General features: G+C 71.3%; 14 protein-coding genes and 1 tRNA gene. 9 read left to right on the top strand and 6 right to left on the bottom strand.

Features of this window, described 5'->3' with window-relative positions; all coding sequences use genetic code 11:
- The first annotated feature begins 12 nt into the window (after nucleotides 1–12).
- Entirely contained in the window at nucleotides 13–1,029 is a 1,017-nt protein-coding gene (locus AC5DRG_RS21400; RefSeq protein WP_491812171.1) for an AAA family ATPase, read from the top strand.
- On the top strand, nucleotides 1,026–4,928 hold the full coding sequence (gene fxsT, locus AC5DRG_RS21395; RefSeq protein ID WP_491812170.1) for an FxSxx-COOH system tetratricopeptide repeat protein: 3,903 nt from the start codon (nucleotides 1,026–1,028) through the stop codon (nucleotides 4,926–4,928). Before AC5DRG_RS21400 ends, fxsT begins: the two co-directional genes overlap by 4 nt.
- 27 nt (nucleotides 4,929–4,955) lie before the next feature.
- On the opposite strand, the gene AC5DRG_RS21390 is transcribed toward fxsT, so the two are convergent.
- Genes AC5DRG_RS21390 through AC5DRG_RS21375 form a run of 4 tightly spaced genes read right to left on the bottom strand, consistent with a single transcriptional unit; the run spans nucleotide 4,956 to nucleotide 9,274 of the window.
- Nucleotides 4,956–6,761, bottom strand: coding sequence for an HEXXH motif domain-containing protein (locus AC5DRG_RS21390; RefSeq protein ID WP_491812169.1), 1,806 nt, complete (start codon nucleotides 6,759–6,761; stop codon nucleotides 4,956–4,958).
- Nucleotides 6,762–6,769: 8 nt separating this feature from the next.
- Nucleotides 6,770–6,952, bottom strand: coding sequence for a hypothetical protein (locus tag AC5DRG_RS21385; protein WP_491812167.1), 183 nt, complete (start codon nucleotides 6,950–6,952; stop codon nucleotides 6,770–6,772).
- A 13-nt stretch (nucleotides 6,953–6,965) separates the two neighbouring features.
- Nucleotides 6,966–8,105 carry an effector-associated domain 2-containing protein gene (locus AC5DRG_RS21380; protein WP_491812166.1) on the bottom strand — a complete coding sequence of 380 codons (1,140 nt, stop codon included), beginning with the start codon at nucleotides 8,103–8,105 and terminating at the stop codon, nucleotides 6,966–6,968.
- Nucleotides 8,102–9,274 (bottom strand): hypothetical protein, encoded by a 1,173-nt coding sequence (locus AC5DRG_RS21375; protein ID WP_491812165.1) that lies wholly within the window; start codon nucleotides 9,272–9,274, stop codon nucleotides 8,102–8,104. Before AC5DRG_RS21375 ends, AC5DRG_RS21380 begins: the two co-directional genes overlap by 4 nt.
- A 168-nt stretch (nucleotides 9,275–9,442) precedes the next feature.
- Here AC5DRG_RS21375 and AC5DRG_RS21370 point away from each other — a divergent pair, with 168 nt between their 5' ends.
- The gene (locus AC5DRG_RS21370) at nucleotides 9,443–10,747 is read left to right on the top strand and encodes a class I SAM-dependent methyltransferase (RefSeq protein ID WP_491812164.1); all 1,305 of its coding nucleotides are present in this window, start codon (nucleotides 9,443–9,445) and stop codon (nucleotides 10,745–10,747) included.
- Between the two features lie 68 nt (nucleotides 10,748–10,815).
- Here the strand turns inward: AC5DRG_RS21370 and AC5DRG_RS21365 are convergent, their stop codons facing one another.
- Both AC5DRG_RS21365 and AC5DRG_RS21360 read right to left on the bottom strand, forming a co-directional pair.
- Entirely contained in the window at nucleotides 10,816–13,344 is a 2,529-nt protein-coding gene (locus AC5DRG_RS21365; RefSeq protein WP_491812163.1) for an ABC transporter permease, read from the bottom strand.
- Nucleotides 13,344–14,114, bottom strand: coding sequence for an ABC transporter ATP-binding protein (locus AC5DRG_RS21360; RefSeq protein WP_491812162.1), 771 nt, complete (start codon nucleotides 14,112–14,114; stop codon nucleotides 13,344–13,346). Before AC5DRG_RS21360 ends, AC5DRG_RS21365 begins: the two co-directional genes overlap by 1 nt.
- Before the next feature lie 374 nt (nucleotides 14,115–14,488).
- Here AC5DRG_RS21360 and AC5DRG_RS21355 point away from each other — a divergent pair.
- The 6 genes from AC5DRG_RS21355 (at nucleotide 14,489) to AC5DRG_RS21330 (ending at nucleotide 20,255) form a co-directional block, all read left to right on the top strand.
- Nucleotides 14,489–14,571, top strand: a tRNA-Leu gene (locus AC5DRG_RS21355).
- 208 nt (nucleotides 14,572–14,779) lie between these two features.
- On the top strand, nucleotides 14,780–15,154 hold the full coding sequence (locus AC5DRG_RS21350; protein WP_491812161.1) for a response regulator: 375 nt from the start codon (nucleotides 14,780–14,782) through the stop codon (nucleotides 15,152–15,154).
- Entirely contained in the window at nucleotides 15,154–15,528 is a 375-nt protein-coding gene (locus tag AC5DRG_RS21345) for a response regulator transcription factor (protein WP_491812160.1), read from the top strand. The genes AC5DRG_RS21350 and AC5DRG_RS21345 overlap by 1 nt, the downstream gene beginning before the upstream one ends.
- Entirely contained in the window at nucleotides 15,525–16,622 is a 1,098-nt protein-coding gene (locus AC5DRG_RS21340) for a HEAT repeat domain-containing protein (RefSeq protein ID WP_491812159.1), read from the top strand. The genes AC5DRG_RS21345 and AC5DRG_RS21340 overlap by 4 nt, the downstream gene beginning before the upstream one ends.
- A 46-nt stretch (nucleotides 16,623–16,668) precedes the next feature.
- Nucleotides 16,669–18,159, top strand: a complete 1,491-nt coding sequence (locus AC5DRG_RS21335; RefSeq protein ID WP_491812158.1) for a glycosyltransferase family 2 protein — start codon at nucleotides 16,669–16,671, stop codon at nucleotides 18,157–18,159.
- A complete protein-coding gene (locus AC5DRG_RS21330; RefSeq protein WP_491812157.1) occupies nucleotides 18,156–20,255 on the top strand; it encodes an ATP-binding protein in 2,100 nt (699 codons plus the stop codon). Before AC5DRG_RS21335 ends, AC5DRG_RS21330 begins: the two co-directional genes overlap by 4 nt.
- Nucleotides 20,256–20,276 lie beyond the last annotated feature (21 nt).

The following is a 20,276-nucleotide window of genomic DNA, read 5'->3' as shown; positions in this document are numbered from 1 at the left end:
AGGGAGCCCGCGTTGGAAGACTGGTGGATCTACCGGGGAACCGGGCAGCCGCCCGCCCCCGGGGAGCCCGACCCGGTGTGGCCGCAGCCGCCGCCCTGGCGCCGCTTCGACGGCGAGCCCGTCCGCGCGACGCCCCCCGGCCCGGACTCCGCGACCGCCCGCTATCTGGGCCCCGGCGACGGCCCCCTCGCAGGCCCCGACCTCGACCCGGAGGGCCTCGCCCTCGTCAACGCCGCGCTCCATCTGCGCCACCCGCTGCTGGTCACCGGTCCGCCGGGCACCGGCAAGTCCGGCCTGGCCCACCGGATCAGCCGCGAACTCGGCCTCGGACCGGTGCTGCGCTGGTGGATCAGCAGCCGTACGACCCTGCGCGACGGCCTGTACGAGCACGACGCCGTCGGCCGGATCTGCGCCGCCGTACGGGCCGCGTCGAGGGACAAGCCCGCAGGCGAGTTCGTCCGGCTGGGCCCGCTCGGCACCGCCCTGCTGCCCCACGAACCGCCCCGGGTACTGCTGATCGAGGACCTGGACCGCAGCGACGTGGCCCTCGCCGACGAGCTGCAGGGCGTCTTCGAGGACGGCGGCTTCTCCATACCCGAGTTGCGGTCCACGCCCACGGCCACGGTCGGCACCGCCGACGACCACGCGCCCGGCGCCGAGATCGCCGAAGGCCGGGTGCGCTGCCGGGAGTTCCCGGTCGTGGTGATCACCGCCGAGGACGAGGAGAACCTGTCCTCGGCGTTCGTGTCCCGCTGCATTCCGCTACGACTGTCAGCGCCGCCCGCACCAGCGCGGCTGGCCGCGTCCTGGCTCCCGCCCGAGGCTGCCGAGAAGGCGGAGCGGGATGCTCTGCGGGTGCTGGAGGGTATGGAACCGGGCCGGGTGCCCACTGCCGCGGCGCTGCTGGACGCCATGTGGCTGGGACTGGCGCGGGACACGGCGGGTGGTCTTCGTCCCGAGGGGGAATACCCGGGTCAGGCGGCTCTGGACGCGCTGTGGCGCAGAGGGCACGGGGGGAGGAGCGCATGAACGCTTCGTCCCATGGCAACCCGACGAACGTCCCTCCCGACCCGCCTGCCTTACGTCCACTCCCCGACCCGCCCGGCCTGCTCGCCGCCCTGCGTCACCTCGCCGCTCTGCCGGGGCGGCCGGATGCCGTCGTAGTGCTGGACGACGGGCCCGCTCGGGAGGTGTGGCTGGAGACGGCCAGGGCGTTTACCCAACTCGTGCGCCGGTGCGGGGCGTTCGGGCGGGTCGCCCTGCGTGAGTTGCGGCGGGACGGGCGGCGGGCGTTGCCCGGTGGGCCCGGGCGGGTGGTGCTGCTGCTCACCGACGGGTGGGCGGACGGCTGGACTTCGGGGCGCGGCGAGGCGGCGCTGGCCCGCTGGGCGGCGTACGGTCCGGTGGCCGTCGTACAGCTGATGCCGCGGGAGTTGTGGGACCGTGCTCCGCTCACCGTGTGGCCCGCGTTTCTGCGGTCGGCCGGGCGTGGGGCGCCGGCGCATCGGCTGCGGTGCCGGGTGCGCGGGATCGCGCCCGACGCGGTCGGGCCGCCGGGGACGGGAGCGCTGGTTCCGGTGCCGGTCCTGGAGCTGGACGCGCGGGAACTGGCCGTGTGGGCGCGGCTGGTCACCGCGGCCGAGTCCGGGCAGGTCTGTCTGCCCGTCACCTTCGCCGGCCGCACCGGCGACGGCCCGCCGCCCGCCCCGCTCGTGGCGGGCCCCGGGGGCGCGAAGCCGCACGACCTGGTCGACGGCTTTAGGCGGTGGGCGCCGCCGGAGGTCTTCCAGCTGGGCGTGCGGCTTGCGGCGATCCCGCTGACCTGGCCGTTGATCGAGCGGGTGCAGCGGGTCTGGGTGCCCAAGTCCGGGCCGGACAGCCTCGCGCAGCTGTTCGTCTACGGGCTTGCCAGGCCGGTGCCGGGCCCGCACCGCACCGGCGCGCAGCGGGTGCGCTTCGACTTCGTGCCCGGGGTGCGGGAGGAACTCCTCGCCTTCCTCCGCAAGGACGAGCTGCGCCGACTGGTGGAGACGATCGGCGAGGGGCTCGGCCCGCACTCCCGGCGGCTGTGGGACCTGCCGAGGCTGATCGCCGAGCCCGGCGGGAAACTCCTCGTGCCCGTCGACGAGGAGTCCGTGCCCTGGCTCACCGCGCAGAAGGCCGTCCTGGGCGCCCTGTCGGGGCCGTGTCTCGAACCGGCGCGGCGGCTGGGCCAGGCGCTCGACGAGTACGCGTCGGCCCGCCGGTTCCGTCAGGTGCAGGCGGCCCGGACCGCCGAGGCCCGCAGGACCCTTGCGCGACCGGCCCCGCAGGCACCACCGTCACCCACGCAGACGGGCAACGGGCTCCCCGCGGCCAACACAGTCACCACGGTCACTCAGGAAAGGAACCCCGAGATGGTCGAGGCCAGCCGGCCGCAGGGCGCCACCCGGTCCGGGACCACCCCGGCGGTGTGGGGCAACGTGCCGCCGCAGAACGCGAACTTCATCGGCCGTGAGGACCTCCTGGAGAACCTGCACCGCAGGCTCCAGCGGGAACGGGCCACCGCCGTGCTGCCCAACGCCCTGCACGGCATGGGCGGCGTCGGCAAGTCCGCGCTGGTCGTCGAGTACCTGTACCGACGCCTCAGCGACTACGACGTCGTGTGGTGGATCTCCGCCGAGCGCACCACCCAGATCGTGCGGTCACTCGGCGAACTCGCCCTGCGCCTGGAGCTGAAGACCAGTGGCGAGGCCAACACGGCCGTACCGGCGGTGCTTGAGGCGCTTCGCCGCGGCGAGCCCTACGAGGACTGGCTCCTGGTGTTCGACAACGCCGAGAGCCCAGAGAACGTACGTCAGTTCTTCCCGGCCGGCGGCACCGGCAACATCCTCGTCACCTCCCGCAACCCGCAGTGGTCCAACGTGGCGCGGCCGCTGGAGGTCGACGTGTTCGCGCGCGGGGAGAGCGTGCAGCTGCTGCGCCGCCGCGATCTCGACCTCAGCGAGGACGAGGCCGACCGGCTCGCCCACGCCCTCGGTGACCTGCCGCTGGCGGTCGAGCAGGCCTCCGCCTGGCTCGCCGAGACCGGCATGTCCGCGGACGAATACCTGCGACTGTTCGAGGAGAAGCGGCTGGAGCTGCTGGACGAGTCGGAGTCGCCGGACTACAAGGCGCCGGTGATCGCCGCGTGGAACGTCTCCCTCGACCAGCTGGAGTCGAAGAACCCGGCAGCGCTGCAGTTACTTCAGGTGTGCTCGTTCTGTGCCCCCGAGCCGATTCCCCGGAACCTCTTCAACAGCCTGCGGGACCGCTCCATCGCCCCCGAACTGGACGTGGCGCTGCGGGACCCGATCCGGCAGGCGCAGGCGCTGCGGGAGATCAACCGGTTCTCCCTGGCCCGGATGGACCACCGGGCCAACTCGATCCAGATGCACCGTCTGGTCCAGATGGCGCTGCAGTCCCGGATGACCGACGAGGAGCAGGCGCAGATGCGGCGCGGCGCGCACCAACTGCTCGTCGCCAACGACCCGTTCGACCCGGAGAACGCCAGCCACTGGGACCGCTACGGCGAGTTGAACCCGCATGTCATGGCGTCCGACGCGCTGCACTCCGAGGACCGCTGGGTGCGGGCGCTGGTCATCAACGAGGTGAAGTACCTGGCGCGTTGGGGCGACTACGAGACCGGCAGCGAGCTGGCCACGGGCGCGTACGAGGCCTGGAAGGAGCGGTTCGGCGCGGACGACGAGCAGACCCTCGGGGTGGCGAAGTGGCTCGGCTGGCTGAACTTCAGCGCCGGACGCTACCAGGAGGCCGCGCGGCTCAACGCCGAGGTCCTTGAGGCCTATCGGCGGACCGTCGGCGAGGACCACCAGGACACCCTGGACGCGCTCGGCAACGTGGCCATCGACCGGCGTGTGCAGGGCGAGTTCGGCACCGCGCTCGAACTCGCCGAGTCGATCCACCAGCGCTACACACGGCTGAACGGCGAGGACGACCCGGAGACCCTTCGGGCCGCCCACAACGTCGGCGTGAGCCTGCGCCTGGCCGGGCTGTTCGACAGGGCCCGGCGGCTGGACGAGGACACCTGGCAGCGCAAGGTCCACATGTTCGGCGTCGACCACGCCCTGAGCCTGGTCACCTGGCTCTCGCTCATCGTGGACATGCGCGAACTCGGCGACTACCACCAGGCGCGGACCTACCAGGAGGAGATCACCTCCCAGTGCCGGCGCGCGCTCGGCAGCGACAACCCGCTGGCCATGTCCTGTCTGCGCCACCTCGCCGTGGCCCGGCGCAAGGCCGGCCTGCACGAGGAGGCCCGCTCCGCCGCGGACGGCGCCCGCCGCCGGCTCGTGGCCCGCTACGGCGAGCACGACCCGGAGTCCCTCGCCGCCACCCTCGAAGTGACCGTGAACATGCGGCACTCGGGCGATCTCGACGAGGCCCTCGAACTGGGTACCCGCACCCACGAGGCGTACCGCAACACCTTCGGCGAGATGCACCCCCACACGGTCGCCGCGTGGGTGAACCAGGCGGTGACCCACCGCCTCAACGGCGACCCGGAACAGGCCCACGCGATCGACGATGAGGCCCTGCGCCTGCTCAGCGCCAAGCTGGGCGACGACCATCCACTGACCCTGGTCTGCGCCACCAACCTGGCCAGCGACCGCTACACCCTCGGCGAGGTGGAGGCGGCCCGCGAACTGGACACCGAGACCCTACGACGCTCAGTGGACCTCTTCGATCCCGATCACCCGTCGGTCCTGGCCTGCGCCTCCAACCTGGCGATGGACCTGAAGGCGACGGGCGCGACGACGGAGGCGGAAACCCTCCACGCCGAAACAGCGGAACGCCTCCGCAACACCCTGGGCCTGGACCACCCCGCCGTCGTCCAGGCCCTGGACTGGGAACGCCGGGCCAACTGCGACATCGACCCGATGCCCCTGTGACAGGGCCTTATTTGGGGGATATGAAAGCTACATACGCCAGTTCAGCGTCGCGAGCGTCCGTGACGTGAACCTGCCGTTCAGCTCGGTGGCGACCGCGCGGACCAACTCGGGCCGGTCCAGGAGAAGTTGGGGCGTGTGCGTGCCCGCTGCCCGCAGGGTCAGGGCGAGGCCTGCCCAGGCGCTGGGGCGGGGGGAACGCTGGAGGGGATCGTCGAGTTCGGTGGCGTAGAGGGTCTCCGCGCGGGTCAAGTCGCCGGTGATCAGGGCCAGATCGGCCGGAGTGGACCCCGGGACGTCGGCCGGGTCCGGGATGGACGGATCGGTGAGGTGCAGACGGGCCAGCAGGGCGAGGACGTCCAGGCGGCAGCCCTCGGGGTCCGTGCGTATCGTCGGCGCGGCGGGCGGGTTGCTCAGGGTGCCGCCCGAGGTCACGGCGGCGGCGGCCTCGCGTACCGAGTCGGGGGCCGGGATCACATGATGGGCCCGCCAGGAGGCGCGGTGGTGGAGCGCGGCCAGGTCGGCGAGCGGACCGGCGGGCTCCGGTACGGCGTCGTCCAGCCAGGGGGTGAGCTCCGCCCGGAGACCGGCGACCAGATGGCGGCCGGCCGACGTCAGTCCCGGACGACCGTTCAAGGTGTCGAGCACGGCTCGGGTCTGGCGTCGCCACAGAGCGAACTCGAAGTGGGCGAGCTGCCCGGCCGGGCCTTCGTCGAGCTGCCGCCGGGTGCGCCAGAAGGCGGTCACACCGGCGAAGGCATATGCCCCGTGCAAGAGTCCGACCAGTGGACGCGGGTCGTCCCGCCAAGGGGCGTGATACAGCCCGCTGTCCGTCCCGTCGTGCAGCGGGGCGAGCCGCATCAGGCCGTTCAGCATCGAGTGGCGGAACTCGTGGATCAGCGTGACCGCCAACTCCGTACCGGCACTCGCCTCGTCGTCCGGATGGGTCGCCGACAGCACGACACAGCCGAACGCGTCCGACGACGAGGCACTGTGCGGCCGCAGCCGCTCGCCGTGCGGCAGCGGTGCCAGCGACAGCAGGCCCGCCGAGAGAGCGGCGGCACTGCCCGGGTGGTCCCGCACCAGCGTCGTCCACGCCCGCTCGACACGCCGCCGCCAGCCGTCGTACTCCTCGTCGCTCAGCCGCGCCGGACGGCCCGTACCGCCGACCGGCGCGGGCGCCAAGTCGTCCAGTACGACGTCCAGCACGCGCCCGTCGCACTCGGCCCGCAGCCGCCGCAGCCCCGACCAGCCGGGCCCGGAGACACCAGGGGCGGTCGGCACACGGACGCCGCCCACCTCGATGCCGTCCGGTCCGCCGCGTACCTCGGCCGTCGAGTACGCCTCGGTGACCGGCAACTCGACGCGGCCCAGACACGGCAGCAGGACCCCGCCGTCCTCGACGGGCACCTCGATACGGAACTCCAGACCGCCGGCGAGAGCGGCGGCCGAGACGGCGAGCCGGTGCAGCCCCCCGAACTCGACCCAGAAGGGTGTTCCGGAGCCGCCCGATCCCGGTGTCGATCCCTCGGTCGCCTGTTTCAGGGCGCGCGCGGCGCGCGCCACCCACGCCCCGGTCTGCGGATCGAGCAGCACTCGCCGGAATTCCTCGGGAGCCTTCCGCTGCGCCTGCGCCAACAGTTCCCACGCCGCCTTGCCGACCGGCAGCCGGCCCGCGGAATCGGCCGCGCCGGCACCCCGCTCTAGCAGGACGCGCAACAACAGCAGACGCCTGCTGTACTCCGCCGACAGCAGCTCCTCGGCCGCCGCCGCACTGTCCCCGGCCGAACTCAACGCCCCGACACACGTCTCGGACAGCCGGTGTTGCCTTGCCACGTTCGCGTTCAGCTTCCTTGGCTGCCTGCCACGGAATTCAAGGGACGTTGCACGTCGTCCAACAGCGCCGTCACGGCCGGCTCGACCTCGGGGTCGTCCAGGGAGGGGAGGCTGTCGATGGGCATGGCGGTGAGGTCCGGCCAGGGCTTGGCTTCTGCGGCCGCCTCTGGCGCCACGCGCTGTCTCTTCATGGAGGGATCGTAGTCACAAGAGTGCTGCTATGGCCTGCCTAATCCGATGTACCTCTGGCGTATCTCCCGCACATAGCGATGCCGCCTCGGCCAGCTCCTGCAACGCCCCGGGGAAGCGCGCGCAGGTGCGCACGACGGCCAGCGCGGTCAAGCGAGGCGTTGGCTGTTCCGGGATCACCGACCACAGTTGTACGTCCCCTCTCACCAGGCTGAGCATCTCCTGTCGCCCTGACGGGGAGTGGAACTCGGGAATTGCCAGTAGGGCCTCCGCGATGGCCCCCAGTGACGCGGTCGTCAGCCGGGGAGGTGGGGCGGTGGACGCGGGGCTGCCGTCGGTCGCGGCGAGCAGCTGACCTTGTTTGCCATCCCACCCCCGCGACCACAGATGAATCGGCGTCTGCCGAGCCAGCCCCCGTGCCCGGAGGTCCGTGAAGGTGTCCCGTAACCCGCGGTCCAGGGCGTCTACGTCAGGGGGCCAAATGGTCGGGTCGGTGGCCGAGAGCAGGCGTAGTACCTCGCGGGAGAAGAGGCCGGTCTGTTCGGCGGTGAGGTTGGCGGCTCGTTCGCCCGCGCGGACGGCGAAGAGGGCGGCCTGGTCGTGGGCGGCGGAGCCTGTGCCGGCGGAGAGCTCCTCGTGGGGCAGACGGCGCCGGGCCCGCCGTACGTCGTGCAGGGACTGGCATGCATCGGTCAGCCAGATCTGGCGTCGGAACGAGGGCACGGCCTTCGTACGGAAGAACGACAGGGCCTCGTCGAGATCGAGGTTGACCCGGTCGTCCGAGGTCGCGTCGGCATAGAACACGCGCCGGTGGCCCTTGTCGTCCACGATCCCGTGACCGCCCCAGACGACCCACAGAAGGTCGCCTTCCTCACCCGGGACACGGCGTAGCAATTCCTTGCGTACGGTCGCCTGGTCGGCGCCGTGTACGGCGTGGGGCCGTCCCCGCCACGCGGGCGCGTTCTGGGCCAGCGGGGAGACGAGGACGCTGATCCGCTCAGGTGGCACGCCCCGCTCCAGGAACCAGTCCGCGAAACGGCGCGCGTCCTCGGAGGGCCCGTCCAGGTCCCAGGTGGGACCGGCGTCGTAGGACTCGACGCCCACGATGACGGCGGTGGTGCGGGCGGGGGCGGCGGACGGGGACAGGGATGTCACGGCAGCTCCTTCGCCAGGAGGTCGTACAGCCCCGGATGGGACCAGTAGGCGCTGTGCGCGTACGGGAACGGCTGGCGGCTGTCGAGGGGGGCATCGCGGGCCCGGTCAGGGAAGAGGGGGCCGGCGATGAAGGCGAGCAGGTCGCGGCGGTCGTAGACGTTCGTCCAGGGCGGGAAGCCGGGCGGCAGGGGCGTGCCGAAGGGGAGCGCGGGCAGGGCGTCGATCTCGTACAGGAAGGGGGCCTGCGAGCCCACCGTCACCAGTCGCGCCACCCCGGGCAGTGGTCCCGAGGCCAGCAGGTCCACCGCCGCGACGCCGCCGAGGCTGTGTCCAAGCACCGTCACCGGGCTGTCGCACTCCCTGACGCGCCGGGCGATCAGGCGGCGGATGCGCTCGCCGCGTGCCAGGTAGCGCAGGATGTCGCCGGCGGCCGGGTGGGTGGCGTCGGTCAGGGCGCCCCGGCGGCGTTCGACGGCCCGGGCGGCCCCGAGGCGGAGCGCCGTACGGGCGGTCAGCAGTCCGACGCGGGAGGCCACGGAACGCGTGTCCTCCATACCGCCGGCCCCGCCCAGTTCCTCCGCCAGCGCCTCGACCAGCCGGTCCCGGGCCGTGCCGTCCACCTTCGCGGCACCGGCCCGCGCCACCGCCGCCCGCGCCAGCAGCCACGGCACCCCGGGATCCTCGCCGAGCACCGCGCTCGCGTCCGCCCAGGCGGCCGTGTCCAGTACCTCCGCCAGTGCCCTCGGCAGCTGGTCGGTCAGGTCGGCGGCCTCGGACGCGGCCCGTAATCGCACCGCACCGTCCGCCTCCCCGAGGGCCCGTACCGTCTCCTCCGCCCGCTCACCCGGCAACACCGCTCCCGGCGGCGGATCCGCCACCTCCCCGACGCCCGCCAGGCGCAGCTCGTACAGCGGATCGGCGTACAACAGCCGCCACGCCTCGACCGGGTCCGGCTCGGACTCCTCGTCCTCGGGGGAGCGCGTGGTGTCGTAATCCGGCACCGAGGCTCCGCCCGCGCCCAGGCGCGCGCCCTCCTCCGTGCCCCATGAGCACGCGGCGACCGTCACCTCCGGCCGCAGGGGGGTCAGGTGCCGCCTGAGCAGGGGTACGACGGCCCGCACCCCCTCGTCGCGAACGCCCGTTCCGTGTACGAAGAGCAGCGTCGACATGCCGCCAGTGTGGTGGTTCGGGTGGCGTGTCGGCAGGGGAGCGGGAGACGTGTGGCCGGTGCATGTATTTTGCTCAGGCGTAACACCAATGCGGGACTGTGATCGGGGCATGCTGGTGTTTACGTGGTGTTGGACATTCCGGGGAAAGACGTCACGGAGGTGTGCGCCATGGCAGATGCCGCACTGCGGCTGAAGAGCCTCTTCGAACAGTTGCTGGGAGCCCCTGTCCCGGTGCGTATCCGCGCCTGGGACGGCTCGGAGGCGGGACCGCCGGGAGCGCCGACGCTTGTCGTACGCAACCGCCGCGCCCTGCGCCGACTGCTGTGGAAGCCCGGCGAACTGGGCATGGCCCGCGCCTGGGTCTCCGGTGACCTGGACATCGAGGGGGACTTCTACGCCGCCCTCGACCTCATGTCCGGCCTGGTGTGGGAGCGAGGCGAGGACGCGCGCGGCTTCGTGCAGGCCCTGCGCGACCCCGACGTGCGGTCCGCCGCCCTCGGCCTGGTGCGGCTCGGCGGACTCCCGCTGCCGCCCGCCCCGCCCCGCGAGGAGGTCCGCAGGTCACGTGGCCACCTGCACACCAAGCACACGGACAGACGCGCGATCAGCCATCACTACGACGTCGGCAACGACTTCTACGAGATCGTCCTCGGGCCGAGCATGGTGTACTCCTGCGCCTACTGGGAATCCCCCGAGAGCACACTGGAGCTCGCCCAGCGCGACAAACTCGAACTCATCTGCCGCAAGCTCGCCCTGACGCCCGGTCAGCGACTCCTCGACGTCGGCTGCGGCTGGGGCTCCCTGGCCATCCACGCCGCCCGCGAGCACGGCGTGAGCGTCGTCGGCATCACCCTCTCCCACGAGCAGGCGGCCTACGCCCGCAAGCGCGTCGCCGACCAGGGGCTCACCGACAAGGTCGAGATCCGGGTGCAGGACTACCGGGACGTCGCCGACGGACCCTTCGACGCCATCGCCTCCATCGGCATGGCCGAACACGTGGGCGCCGAACGGTACTTGGAGTACGCCGAGATCCTGTACTCCCGGCTGAAGCCCGGCGGGCGGCTCCTCAACCACCAGATCGCCCGTCGGCCGCGGCGCGACGAATCGTCGTACGACCTCGACGGGTTCATCGACGCGTACGTCTTCCCGGACGGCGAACTCGCGCCCGTCGGCTCCACGGTGACCCAACTGGAGCGCGCCGGCTTCGAGGTGCGCGATGTCGAGGCCATCCGCGAGCACTACGCGCTCACCCTGCGCCGCTGGGTCGCCAACCTGGAGTCCGAGTGGGCGCGGGCGGTGCGCCTCGCCGGTGCGGGGCGTGCCCGCGTCTGGCGGCTGTACATGGCCGCCTGCGCCCTCGCCTTCGAGCGCAACCGCATCGGCGTCAACCAGGTGCTCGCGGTACGGACACCCGAGCCGGACGGCGCCTCCGGGATGCCGCTGCGATCCCGCACCTGGAACCTGAGCGCGTAACGGCCATAAACACAGGGGCCCCGTTCCGCACCGGAACGGGGCCCCAACTGTCGTACCACTACTGCCGATTACTCCGACTTGATCGCCGTCAGCATGTTCAGCCGTGCCGCCCGCCGGGCCGGCCACAGTGCCGCGAGGACGCCCACCGTGCCCGCGAGGAGCAGGAAGACCGCCATCCTCGCCCAGGGCATGACCAGTTCGTACGTCGCCATGCGGGCGCCAAGGAGTTCACCGGCGGCCCAGCCGAAGAAGACGCCGAGGCCGATGCCGAGCACGCCGCCGAACAGGGAGATCACCAGGGACTCCAGACGCACCATGCGCTTGATGCCCTTGCGGTCGAGGCCGATCGCCCGGAGCATCCCGATCTCCTGGGAGCGCTCGAAGACCGACATGGCCAGGGTGTTGATGACCCCGAGGACGGCCACGAGCACGGCCATCGCGAGGAGGCCGTAGAGCATGTTCAGGATCAGCGTGAACATCGACGCGATCTCGTTGGAGAGGTCCTTCTTGTCCTGGACCTTGATGGCCGGGTTGGAGCCGAGGGCCTTCTCCAGCTTGTCCTTCGTCGCGCTGGAGGCGCCGTCGGACGTCTTCACCATGACCTGCATGTCGGCCGGGTCGCTCTGGTGCGGGGCGAGGACCGTGTTGTCGAGCATGATGCCGCGCATCATCTCGTTGCCCTCGTAGACCCCGGCGATCGTCAGCTGCTGCTTCTTGCCGTCCTCGTAGCTGACGGTGAAGCTCGAACCGGCCTTCCAGTCATGGGACTTGGCGGTGTCGTCGTCCACGACGACCTGGCTGCCGCCGACCTTGAAGGTGCCGGAGTCGACTGTCAGGTCGGTCAGTTCGCCGATCGTGGAGCCCGTGACGCCGGTCAGGAACTCGGTCTCGCCGTCGATGCGCGAGGGCGCGTTGCGCAGCGGGCTGGTGGCGGTGACGTCGTCGACCTTCGCGAGCTTCTCGGCGACGTCGGGGGAGAGTTCGTTGCCGTTGGCCATCGAGACGACGTAGTCGGCCTTGATCGCCGAGGACGCCATCTTGTCGATGGACTGCTGCAGGCTGCCCGCCATCACCGTCATGCCGGTGATGAGGGTGAGGCCGATCATCAGCGCGGAGGCGGTGGCGGCCGTACGGCGCGGATTGCGCACCGAGTTCTGGCGGGCCAGCTTGCCGGAGACGCCGAAGCCGCGCATGAGCGGTGCCGCGGCCGCGATCAGCGGGCGGGACAGCAGCGGGGTCAGGATGAACACGCCGATGATGAGGAGGACGGCGCCGATGCCCATGGGGGCCTGGCCGTCCGATCCGCTCATCGACGTGGCCGCCAGGACGACCGCGATGCCGGCGCCGGTGAAGAGCGCGCCGAGCGTGTTGCGCAGCACCAGCGATTTGGTGGTCGCCGCCGCGTGCACGCTGCTCATCGCGGCGACCGGCGGGATCTTCGCGGCCCTACGGCCGGGCAGCCAGGCCGCCAGCATGGTGATGAGGATGCCGACCGCGAGGGCCGCGCCGACCGTGCCCGGGGTGATGACCAGCGGTCCGTCGGGGACGGTCGCGCCGAGCACGCCGAGGAGCGACCTCAGCCCGGCACCGATGCCGATGCCCGCGACGAGGCCGGTCACGGCGGCGACCGTGCCGACGACGAACGCCTCGATCAGCACCGAGCGCGTCACCTGCTTGCGCGAGGCGCCCACGGCCCGCAGCAGCGCGAGCTCCTTGGTGCGCTGGGCGATCAGCATGGTGAAGGTGTTGGCGATGATGAACGTACCGACGAAGAGCGCGATGCCCGCGAAGACCAGCAGACCCTGCTTCAGGCCGCTCATCGAGGAGGAGATCATCTCGGCCTGGTCGTCGGCGAGTTGCTTGCCGGTCGTCGTGTCGACGGTGGTGGCCGGCAGCGCCTTGTCCAGTGCGGCCTTGAGCGCGGTCTGGCTGGTTCCGGCCGCCGCCTGCACGTCGATCTCGTCATACGTGCCCGACTTGCCGAACAGCGACTGTGCGGTCGTAGTGTCGAAGAGGGCGAGGCTGCCGCCGGCGGCGACATTGCCGTCGTCGGTGGTGAAGATGCCCGCGACGGTGGGCTTCAGGACCGGGCCGTCGACCGACAGGCGCACGGTGTCGCCGACCTTGTAGCCCGCCCGCTCGGCGGTCTCCGAGTCGATGGCGACCTCGTTCGCGCCGCTCGGCGCGTGCCCGCTGACCAGCGGATACCGGACGTCGTCGGTCTCCCAGTAGTTCCCGCCCTGCGACTGGAAGCCGCCGCCTATGAGCTTGCCGTCCTTGTCGGCGATGGCGGTGAAGCCGCTGACGACGCCGATCGCGGAGGCGGCACCGGGGACTTCGGCACTCTTGTCGAGCAACGCCTGCGTCAGCTCGGGCGTCTTGCCGACCTGATCGCCCTCGCTCTTCTGGTACTTGGGCTGGACGGCGACGTCGACCTGGTCGAAGCCCTTGGCGGAGCTGTTCTGGAGGGCGTTGGACAGGGTGTTGGTGAAGACCAGGGTTCCGGACACGAACGCGACGCCGAGCATCACGGCGAGCACGGTCATGAGCAGCCTGGCCTTGTGCGCGAGTACGTTGCGCAGGGCGGTGCGGAACATCAGCTGGTACGGCCCTTCGCGTCGAAACGCTTCATGCGGTCGAGAACCGAATCCGCGGTCGGCTCGTGCACCTCGTCGACGATCCGTCCGTCGGCGAGGAAGACGACCCGGTCCGCGTACGCGGCGGCCACCGGGTCGTGGGTCACCATCACGACCGTCTGCCCCAACTCCCGTACGGAGTTGCGCAGGAAGCCCAGGACCTCGGCGCCGGAGCGGGAGTCGAGGTTTCCGGTCGGCTCGTCGCCGAAGATGATGTCGGGCCGGGAGGCCAGCGCGCGGGCCACGGCGACGCGCTGCTGCTGACCGCCGGAGAGCTGGGCGGGCCGGTGGCTCAAACGGTCGGCCAGGCCCACCATGGCGATCACCGAGTCCAGCCACTGCTTGTCCGGCTTGCGGCCCGCGATGTCCATCGGGAGCGTGATGTTCTCCAGGGCCGTCAGCGTCGGCAGCAGGTTGAACGCCTGGAAGATGAAGCCGATCTTGTCCCGGCGCAACTTGGTGAGCTGCTTGTCCTTGAGGGAGCCCAGCTCGGTGTCGCCGATGCGCACCGAACCGGAGGAGAAGGTGTCCAGGCCGGCCACGCAGTGCATCAGCGTGGACTTGCCCGACCCCGAAGGGCCCATGATCGCGGTGAACTCGGCCTGCCGGAAGTCGATGGAGACCTGGTCCAGGGCGACCACCTGGGTCTCGCCCTGTCCGTAGATCTTCGACAGATCTGTGGCCCGCGCGGCCACGGCGGTGGTCCGGGCGGCGATGGGTGTGGTGGTCACGGGTGGACGCTCCTGACGTACCTGACTGACTGGGGGACTGAGTCCATCCTGGTCGCCGGAAATCGCCGTGTAGTCAGCCGCTGTTCCGGTTCTGAAGGCAGCCTGCGGGCGGACCACGCACGGCGCTGTCATACCTGGGGATGACCCCCATCCGCGGAGAACAGGTGGAGCACCCTCGTTCGGGCGGTGAAATTCCGTCATTCCGCTGCGAGCCCACTGGCCGCACGCAACGCTATTGGCAAGTGCGGATGGCCCGTTCCAGGGGCTGATGCACCCTCAGACATCAATAAAATAAGACAACATCGGTACGACCGGCCGCTGAGCGGGGGAAGCATCCCGATAGGGTCGATACCTCGATGCGGAGCCCATGGCCTGCCCGGATGGTGGAATGCAGACACGGCGAGCTTAAACCTCGCTGCCCCTCGCGGGCGTACCGGTTCAAGTCCGGTTCCGGGCACTTCCGAAGTTCGTTCCGGACGCGAAATCGCCTGTTTTCGCTCCCCCCGCCGACGTGAGTCCTCTCCTGCGACGGACCCCGGTGGAATGCCGGTCCGTGCGCCATCGTCGCGGTCGCCACCGACTGGTGGGGGTGGGGTATATGTGGCGGAAGTCCGCTAATGATCCTACTTTGTGAGGGACAGTCCGACTTCGTGGGCGGGACGGCCATGGACTCTCCACACGTACTTGTGATCGAGGACGACCAGGACGTGAGCTCCCTGCTGGAGCGGCACCTCGGCGGGCTGGGATGCCGCGTGGCCGTTGCGGACACGGGGGAGGAGGGACTCGACCTCGCGTTCGCCGACCCTCCGGACATAGTGATCATCGACGTGATGCTGCCCGGCATCGACGGGCGGGAGGTCATCCGAAGGCTCCGGGCGGACGAGCGGACGAAGAGGTGCCACCTCGTCGTGTCCTCCGTGCTCGACACGGAGGATCTCGCCGACCTCGCGACGGACGAGCTGCTGGCCAAGCCGTTCCGGCAGTCGTCGGTGGTGCGGGTCCTCGACTCCTACCGCTGTTCCGTATCCCAGGAGGAGTAATGGCTCGTGTCCTGATAGCCGACGACGACGCGGACATACGGGACCTGGTCGCGTTCAAACTGACCCAGAGCGGGCATCAGGTCACGTCCGTGGAGGACGGCATGGCCGCGCTCCGGGCGGTGCGCGAGGAGCCGCCGGACCTGGCACTGCTCGATATACGGATGCCCGGGATGTCCGGCCTGGACGTCTGCCGGGAGCTTCGGGCGACGCCCGACACCGCGTCACTGCCCGTGATCCTGATCACCGCCCGGTCCCAGGAAGGGGACGTCGAGGTCGGCTTCGCGGCCGGTGCCGACGACTACATCGTCAAGCCGTTCAGCCCACGCGAGCTGTCCAGCCGGGTCCAGGCGGTGCTGACCAGGGTCCGACGTTGATCACCGCAGTCGTCACCGGTGCGCTGCTGTGCATGATGGCCGCCGTCCCGGCGCTGGGGCTGCTCATCGTGGGTCTGCGCTGCATCCGCAGGCTGAGGCAGCGCAGACGGGAGCGGATCACGGCCCCGGTACGGTCCCTGCTGCTGGAGCTGATCTGCGCGGAGGAGGACACCCAGGGCGAGCTGCTGGACCGGGTCGCGGCGCTCGACAGGCGGACCTGGGCCGTCCTGGAGCCGACCGTGGCGGCGATGCTGGGAAAGGTCGACGGTCGGGCCCGCACCGCGCTCGTCCGCCTGTACGAACTGCGTGGAGCCGCCGTGGACGCCGTGGCGGAGCTGGGGGCCCGGAGCGCGGCTCGCAGGGGCCGGGCCGCGGAGGTACTGGGCCGGCTCCGCCACCGCCCCGCGGTCCCGTCGCTGCGCCGGCTGCTCGCCGACCGCGACCCGGAGGTACGGCTGGTCGCCGCGCGGGCGCTGGGTCGCATCGGGGACCCGTCGGCCGTACCGCCTCTGCTGGAATCCCTCTGCGGACCGCGCAGCGTACCGCCCGCCGTGGTCATCCGGGCGCTGACGTCCTTCGGGCCGGACGCGTTGCGGAGTGTCGCGGCCGGTATGGAACACCCCGAACCGCTCGCCAGGGCCGTGGCCATCGAGGTCCTCGGGGCGACCGGCGAGGTCTCCCGTACCTCCGGGATCGTCCACGCCCTGAGCGGCGATCCTCATCCGGAGGTACGGATCAAGGCCGCACGTGCGCTCGGAGAGCTGGGGATGCCGGACGGCCTTGACCCGCTGCTGGCCGCCGTGAGTCCCCATCAGCCGGCCGCCCTGCGCATCGTGGCCACCGGAGCACTCGGGAAGCTGGGGGCCGTCGCCGCGACCCCCCGGCTGCAGGGCCTGCTCGGCGATCCGGACCCGCATGTGGCCGCCACCGCCGCCCGCTCGCTGGTGAGGCTCGGCCGGGCCGGCGACGCAGCACTGCGGGCGGCCGCCGCCGGCCGCAGTGGTGAGCCGGCCGCGGCCCAGGCCAGAGCGGCGCTGGCCGAATCGGCTGTCGCCGGCGCGATCTTCGACGTCCGGGTGGAGGCGGGGCTGTGAGTGCGGTGAACGCCGTCGGGGCGACGGCCCGGCACAGGCCCGCGCCGTGGTGACCGCGGTGGGCGAGGGGCCCCTGGAACGGCTGCGGACCGTGATGCAAGCGGTGATCGCGGTGTGCGACGACGCGATCATCGGGTACTTCCTGGCCATCAACACCTGCTATCTCGTGCTGATCGTCCTCGCGGTCGCGGAGTTCGTCAGAAGGATGCGCCGGGCGTCCTTCTCCGGGTACGACGACGCCTCCACCAACCCGTTCACCCCGCCGGTGTCCCTGATCATGCCCGCGCACAACGAGGCGGCGGGCATCGCCGAAGCGGTACGGGCGATGTTGCTGCTGCGCTATCCGGCCTTCGAGGTCATCGTCGTGGACGACGGCTCCACGGACGGGACGCTGGCCGCCCTGCGCGACGCGTTCGACCTCGCCGAGGTGGAGCGCGTGGTGCCCGACGACGTTCCGGTGCGCGGTGCGGTGACCTCGGTGCATCTGCCCAGGGGCGGGCCTGTGCCGCTCGTGGTGGCCCGCAAGGAGAACGGCGGCAAGGCCGACGCGCTCAACGTCGGGATCAACCTGGCGCGCTATCCGCTGCTGTGCATGGTGGACGCGGACTCGATCCTCGACCCCGAGGCACTGCTCGCCGTGGTCAAGCCGTTCAGCGACGACCCGATGCGGGTGGTCGCCACGGGCGGTGTGGTCGGCCTCGCCAACGGCTGCACCATCGTGGCCGGCCGGGTGGTCGAGCCGCGTGTGCCCCCCGACCTGCTGGGACGCATCCAGGTGGTCGAGTACCTGCGCTCCTTCATGCTCGGCCGCACCGGCTGGTCCAAGGTCGGCAGCCTGCTGATCATCGCCGGTGCCTTCGGCCTCTTCCGCCGGGACGCGGTCGTGGCGGCGGGCGGAATGGACCCGGACTGCATCGGCGAGGACGCCGAGCTGGTCATCCGCCTCCACCGGCATCAGCGCGAGCAGGGCCGTGACTACCGCATCGTGTTCGTCAGCGAGCCGATCTCCTGGAGTGAGGCGCCCTCGAAGCTCCGGGTCCTGGCGCGCCAGCGACGGCGCTGGCACCGCGGCCTGACGGAGATCCTGCTCAAGCACCGCCGCATGATCGGCAATCCCCGCTACGGCCGGATCGGGCTGCTGGCACTGCCGTTCTACGTGGTCTTCGAGCTGCTGGCTCCGGTCGTGGAACTGTCAGGTCTGGTCCTGGTGCCGCTCGGCGTACTGATCGGGGCGGTGGACCTGGACTTCCTGTGGCGCTTCCTGCTCGTCGCGTACGGCTACGCCATCGTGGTCGGCCTGGTGTCCCTCGTGGCGGAGGAGTTCGCCTTCCACCGGTTCGCCCGGTGGCGGGACGTCGCGGGCGCCCTTGTCGGGGTGATCGCCGAGAACGTCGGATACCGCCAGCTGACGGCCTGGTGGCGACTGCGCGGCATGTGGGACGCGCTGCATCGCGCACCCCAGGTGTGGGGCGCGATGACCCGGACGGGATTCGACCCGTCCGGCCGGGCGAAGGAGAGCGGAGGCGATCGGCCATGAGCGGCTCCGGAGAACGGCGCGGCGACAGCGTGGGACGTCGGCTCGGTAAGGTGTTCGGGCTGCTGACCGGGCTCATTCTGCTGGTGGGCGGGGGCGCGCTGACGGGTGCCGTTCTGTCGCACAACACGCACGAGAAGGTCACCGAACGGCTGGAGCCGACTCTGGACGGCACTCTGCAGCTGCGCAACGAGGCCCTCCAGATGCAGCGTTCCATGCGCGGCTATCTGATCACCGGCGACCGGGAACAACTGCAGGAGTACTACGCGGCCCGCGGCCGCTACCCCGCCCTGCTGGCGAGTGCCCGTTCCCACGGCGAGCCGGATGACGTCCGCAGTCTCGCGACACAGGCCCGGCAGCTTACGGCGTACGTCCGTGTCGCCGACCAACAGGCGCACGCCGCTCCCAGAAGTGAGGAGGCGGCCTCGTTCACGCGGGAGGCCACCCCTCGGCTCGACGCGTTCGAGAACACCAACGCAGCGCTCGATGCAGAGCTGGGTGAGGACATCGAGCAGACCGAGGCCCATGCCGACACGATCCTCATGGTCACCACCGTGGGGACCGGCGCGCTGACGCTCGCGGCCGCGGTCATCGCCGCCTACGCGGCGTTGCGCACCACCCGTGCCCTGACCCGGCCGCTCAGGAGCACCGAGCGCACCCTCGACCGGCTCACCGCCGGGGAGCACAGGGCACGGGCCGAGGAGGAGGGGCCACAGGAGATCCGGGCGGTGGTCCGGTCGGTGAACACGCTGGCCGACGAGCGCGACCGGCTGAGAGCGATCGAGGAGGAGCGAGAGAGTCTCTCGAAGACCGCGCGGGCGACCGGCATCCGCATCCGCGAGCGCCTCGACGTCGCCCAGGTGCTCGACACGGCGTGCGTGGGGATCGGTGAGGGGCTGGACGCCGACCACGTCTTCATCATGCTCACCGAGGAGGGCAGCCCCCTCGTCCCGGTGGCACGCGCCTGGAGCGCCCGCAGCGGGCTGCTCCCTCCGGGGGAGCAGCCCATTCCGCCCGTTCCCGCCGTAGTGGTGCGCGACCACTACCGGCGCGGAACGACCTTCTACCTCAACCGTCTGGCCGCCCATCTGGCCGAGGGGGCGCCGCTGCCCGACGCCCCCGGCTCCTTCGGTGAGGTCGGCCTGCCACCGGAGGCACGGGCCGCGGCGGAGGCGCTGGGCCTGGCCGGCGTGGTGGTCACCCCGATCGGAGTGGGCGAAGAACCACTGGGTGCCGTCTTCCTCGCCCGCACCCGGCCGGAGCGTCCCTGGCGTCCGGTGGAGATCGAATTCGCCGAGTCGATGGCCACCGGCGTCGGCCGGGCGCTGCACACGTCCCTGCTCTACCAGCAGGAGTCGCAGCTGGTGGAGAAGCTGCGCGCCCTGGACAAGGCCAAGAGCGACTTCCTGTCCACCGTCTCCCATGAGCTGCGCACCCCGCTGACCAGCATCGTGGGATACATCGAGTTGCTGAAGGACGAGGAGACCGGTCCGCTCTCCCCGCCGCAGCGGAACATGCTGGAGGTCGTCGACCGCAACGCGAACCGGCTGCGGGCGCTGATCGAGGACCTGCTCACGCTCTCGAGGATCGAGTCGGGAGCGTTCACCTCCCGCAAGGCATCGGTGGACCTGCGCCTGCTGGTGACCTCGGCCACCGACGCCATCAAGCCGGCCGCCGAGGCCGCTTCGGTCACGCTGGAGACGCACTGTCCCGAACTGCCCCTGATGCTGGAGGCGGACAGCGACCAGCTCGACCGGGTCCTGATGAACCTGCTGTCCAACGCGGTGAAGTTCACCCCGGCGGGAGGCAGGGTCTGCGTCCGGGCCGACGCGCGGGACGGAGAGGCGGTGCTGAGCGTCAGCGACACCGGCATCGGCATCCCGGCGAACGAGCAGGAGAAGCTCTTCCAGCGGTTCTTCCGCGCCTCGAACGCCACCGACGCGGCCATTCCGGGCACCGGCCTGGGGCTGACCATCGTCCGTACGATCGTGGCGAACCACGGTGGTGAGACGGAGCTGCATTCCGAGGAGGGCCGGGGCACCACCATCACCGCCCGGCTGCCGATCAGCGCCACGGACGGCGCGGCGGGCGCTTCCTGACCGGCGTCGCCGGGGCCGCGG

It is taken from the genome of Streptomyces sp. JLBG701 (assembly GCF_058544905.1).
This window is presented reverse-complemented; position numbering and strand designations above follow the sequence as displayed.

Coding starts and splice junctions, on each gene's coding strand:
- fxsT (WP_491812170.1), top strand. CDS start 1,026: ATGAACGCTTCGTCCCATGGCAACCCGACGAACGTCCCTCCCGACCCG.
- AC5DRG_RS21385 (WP_491812167.1), bottom strand. CDS start 6,952: ATGAAGAGACAGCGCGTGGCGCCAGAGGCGGCCGCAGAAGCCAAGCCC.
- AC5DRG_RS21375 (WP_491812165.1), bottom strand. CDS start 9,274: ATGTCGACGCTGCTCTTCGTACACGGAACGGGCGTTCGCGACGAGGGG.
- AC5DRG_RS21370 (WP_491812164.1), top strand. CDS start 9,443: ATGGCAGATGCCGCACTGCGGCTGAAGAGCCTCTTCGAACAGTTGCTG.
- AC5DRG_RS21365 (WP_491812163.1), bottom strand. CDS start 13,344: ATGTTCCGCACCGCCCTGCGCAACGTACTCGCGCACAAGGCCAGGCTG.
- AC5DRG_RS21350 (WP_491812161.1), top strand. CDS start 14,780: ATGGACTCTCCACACGTACTTGTGATCGAGGACGACCAGGACGTGAGC.
- AC5DRG_RS21345 (WP_491812160.1), top strand. CDS start 15,154: ATGGCTCGTGTCCTGATAGCCGACGACGACGCGGACATACGGGACCTG.
- AC5DRG_RS21330 (WP_491812157.1), top strand. CDS start 18,156: ATGAGCGGCTCCGGAGAACGGCGCGGCGACAGCGTGGGACGTCGGCTC.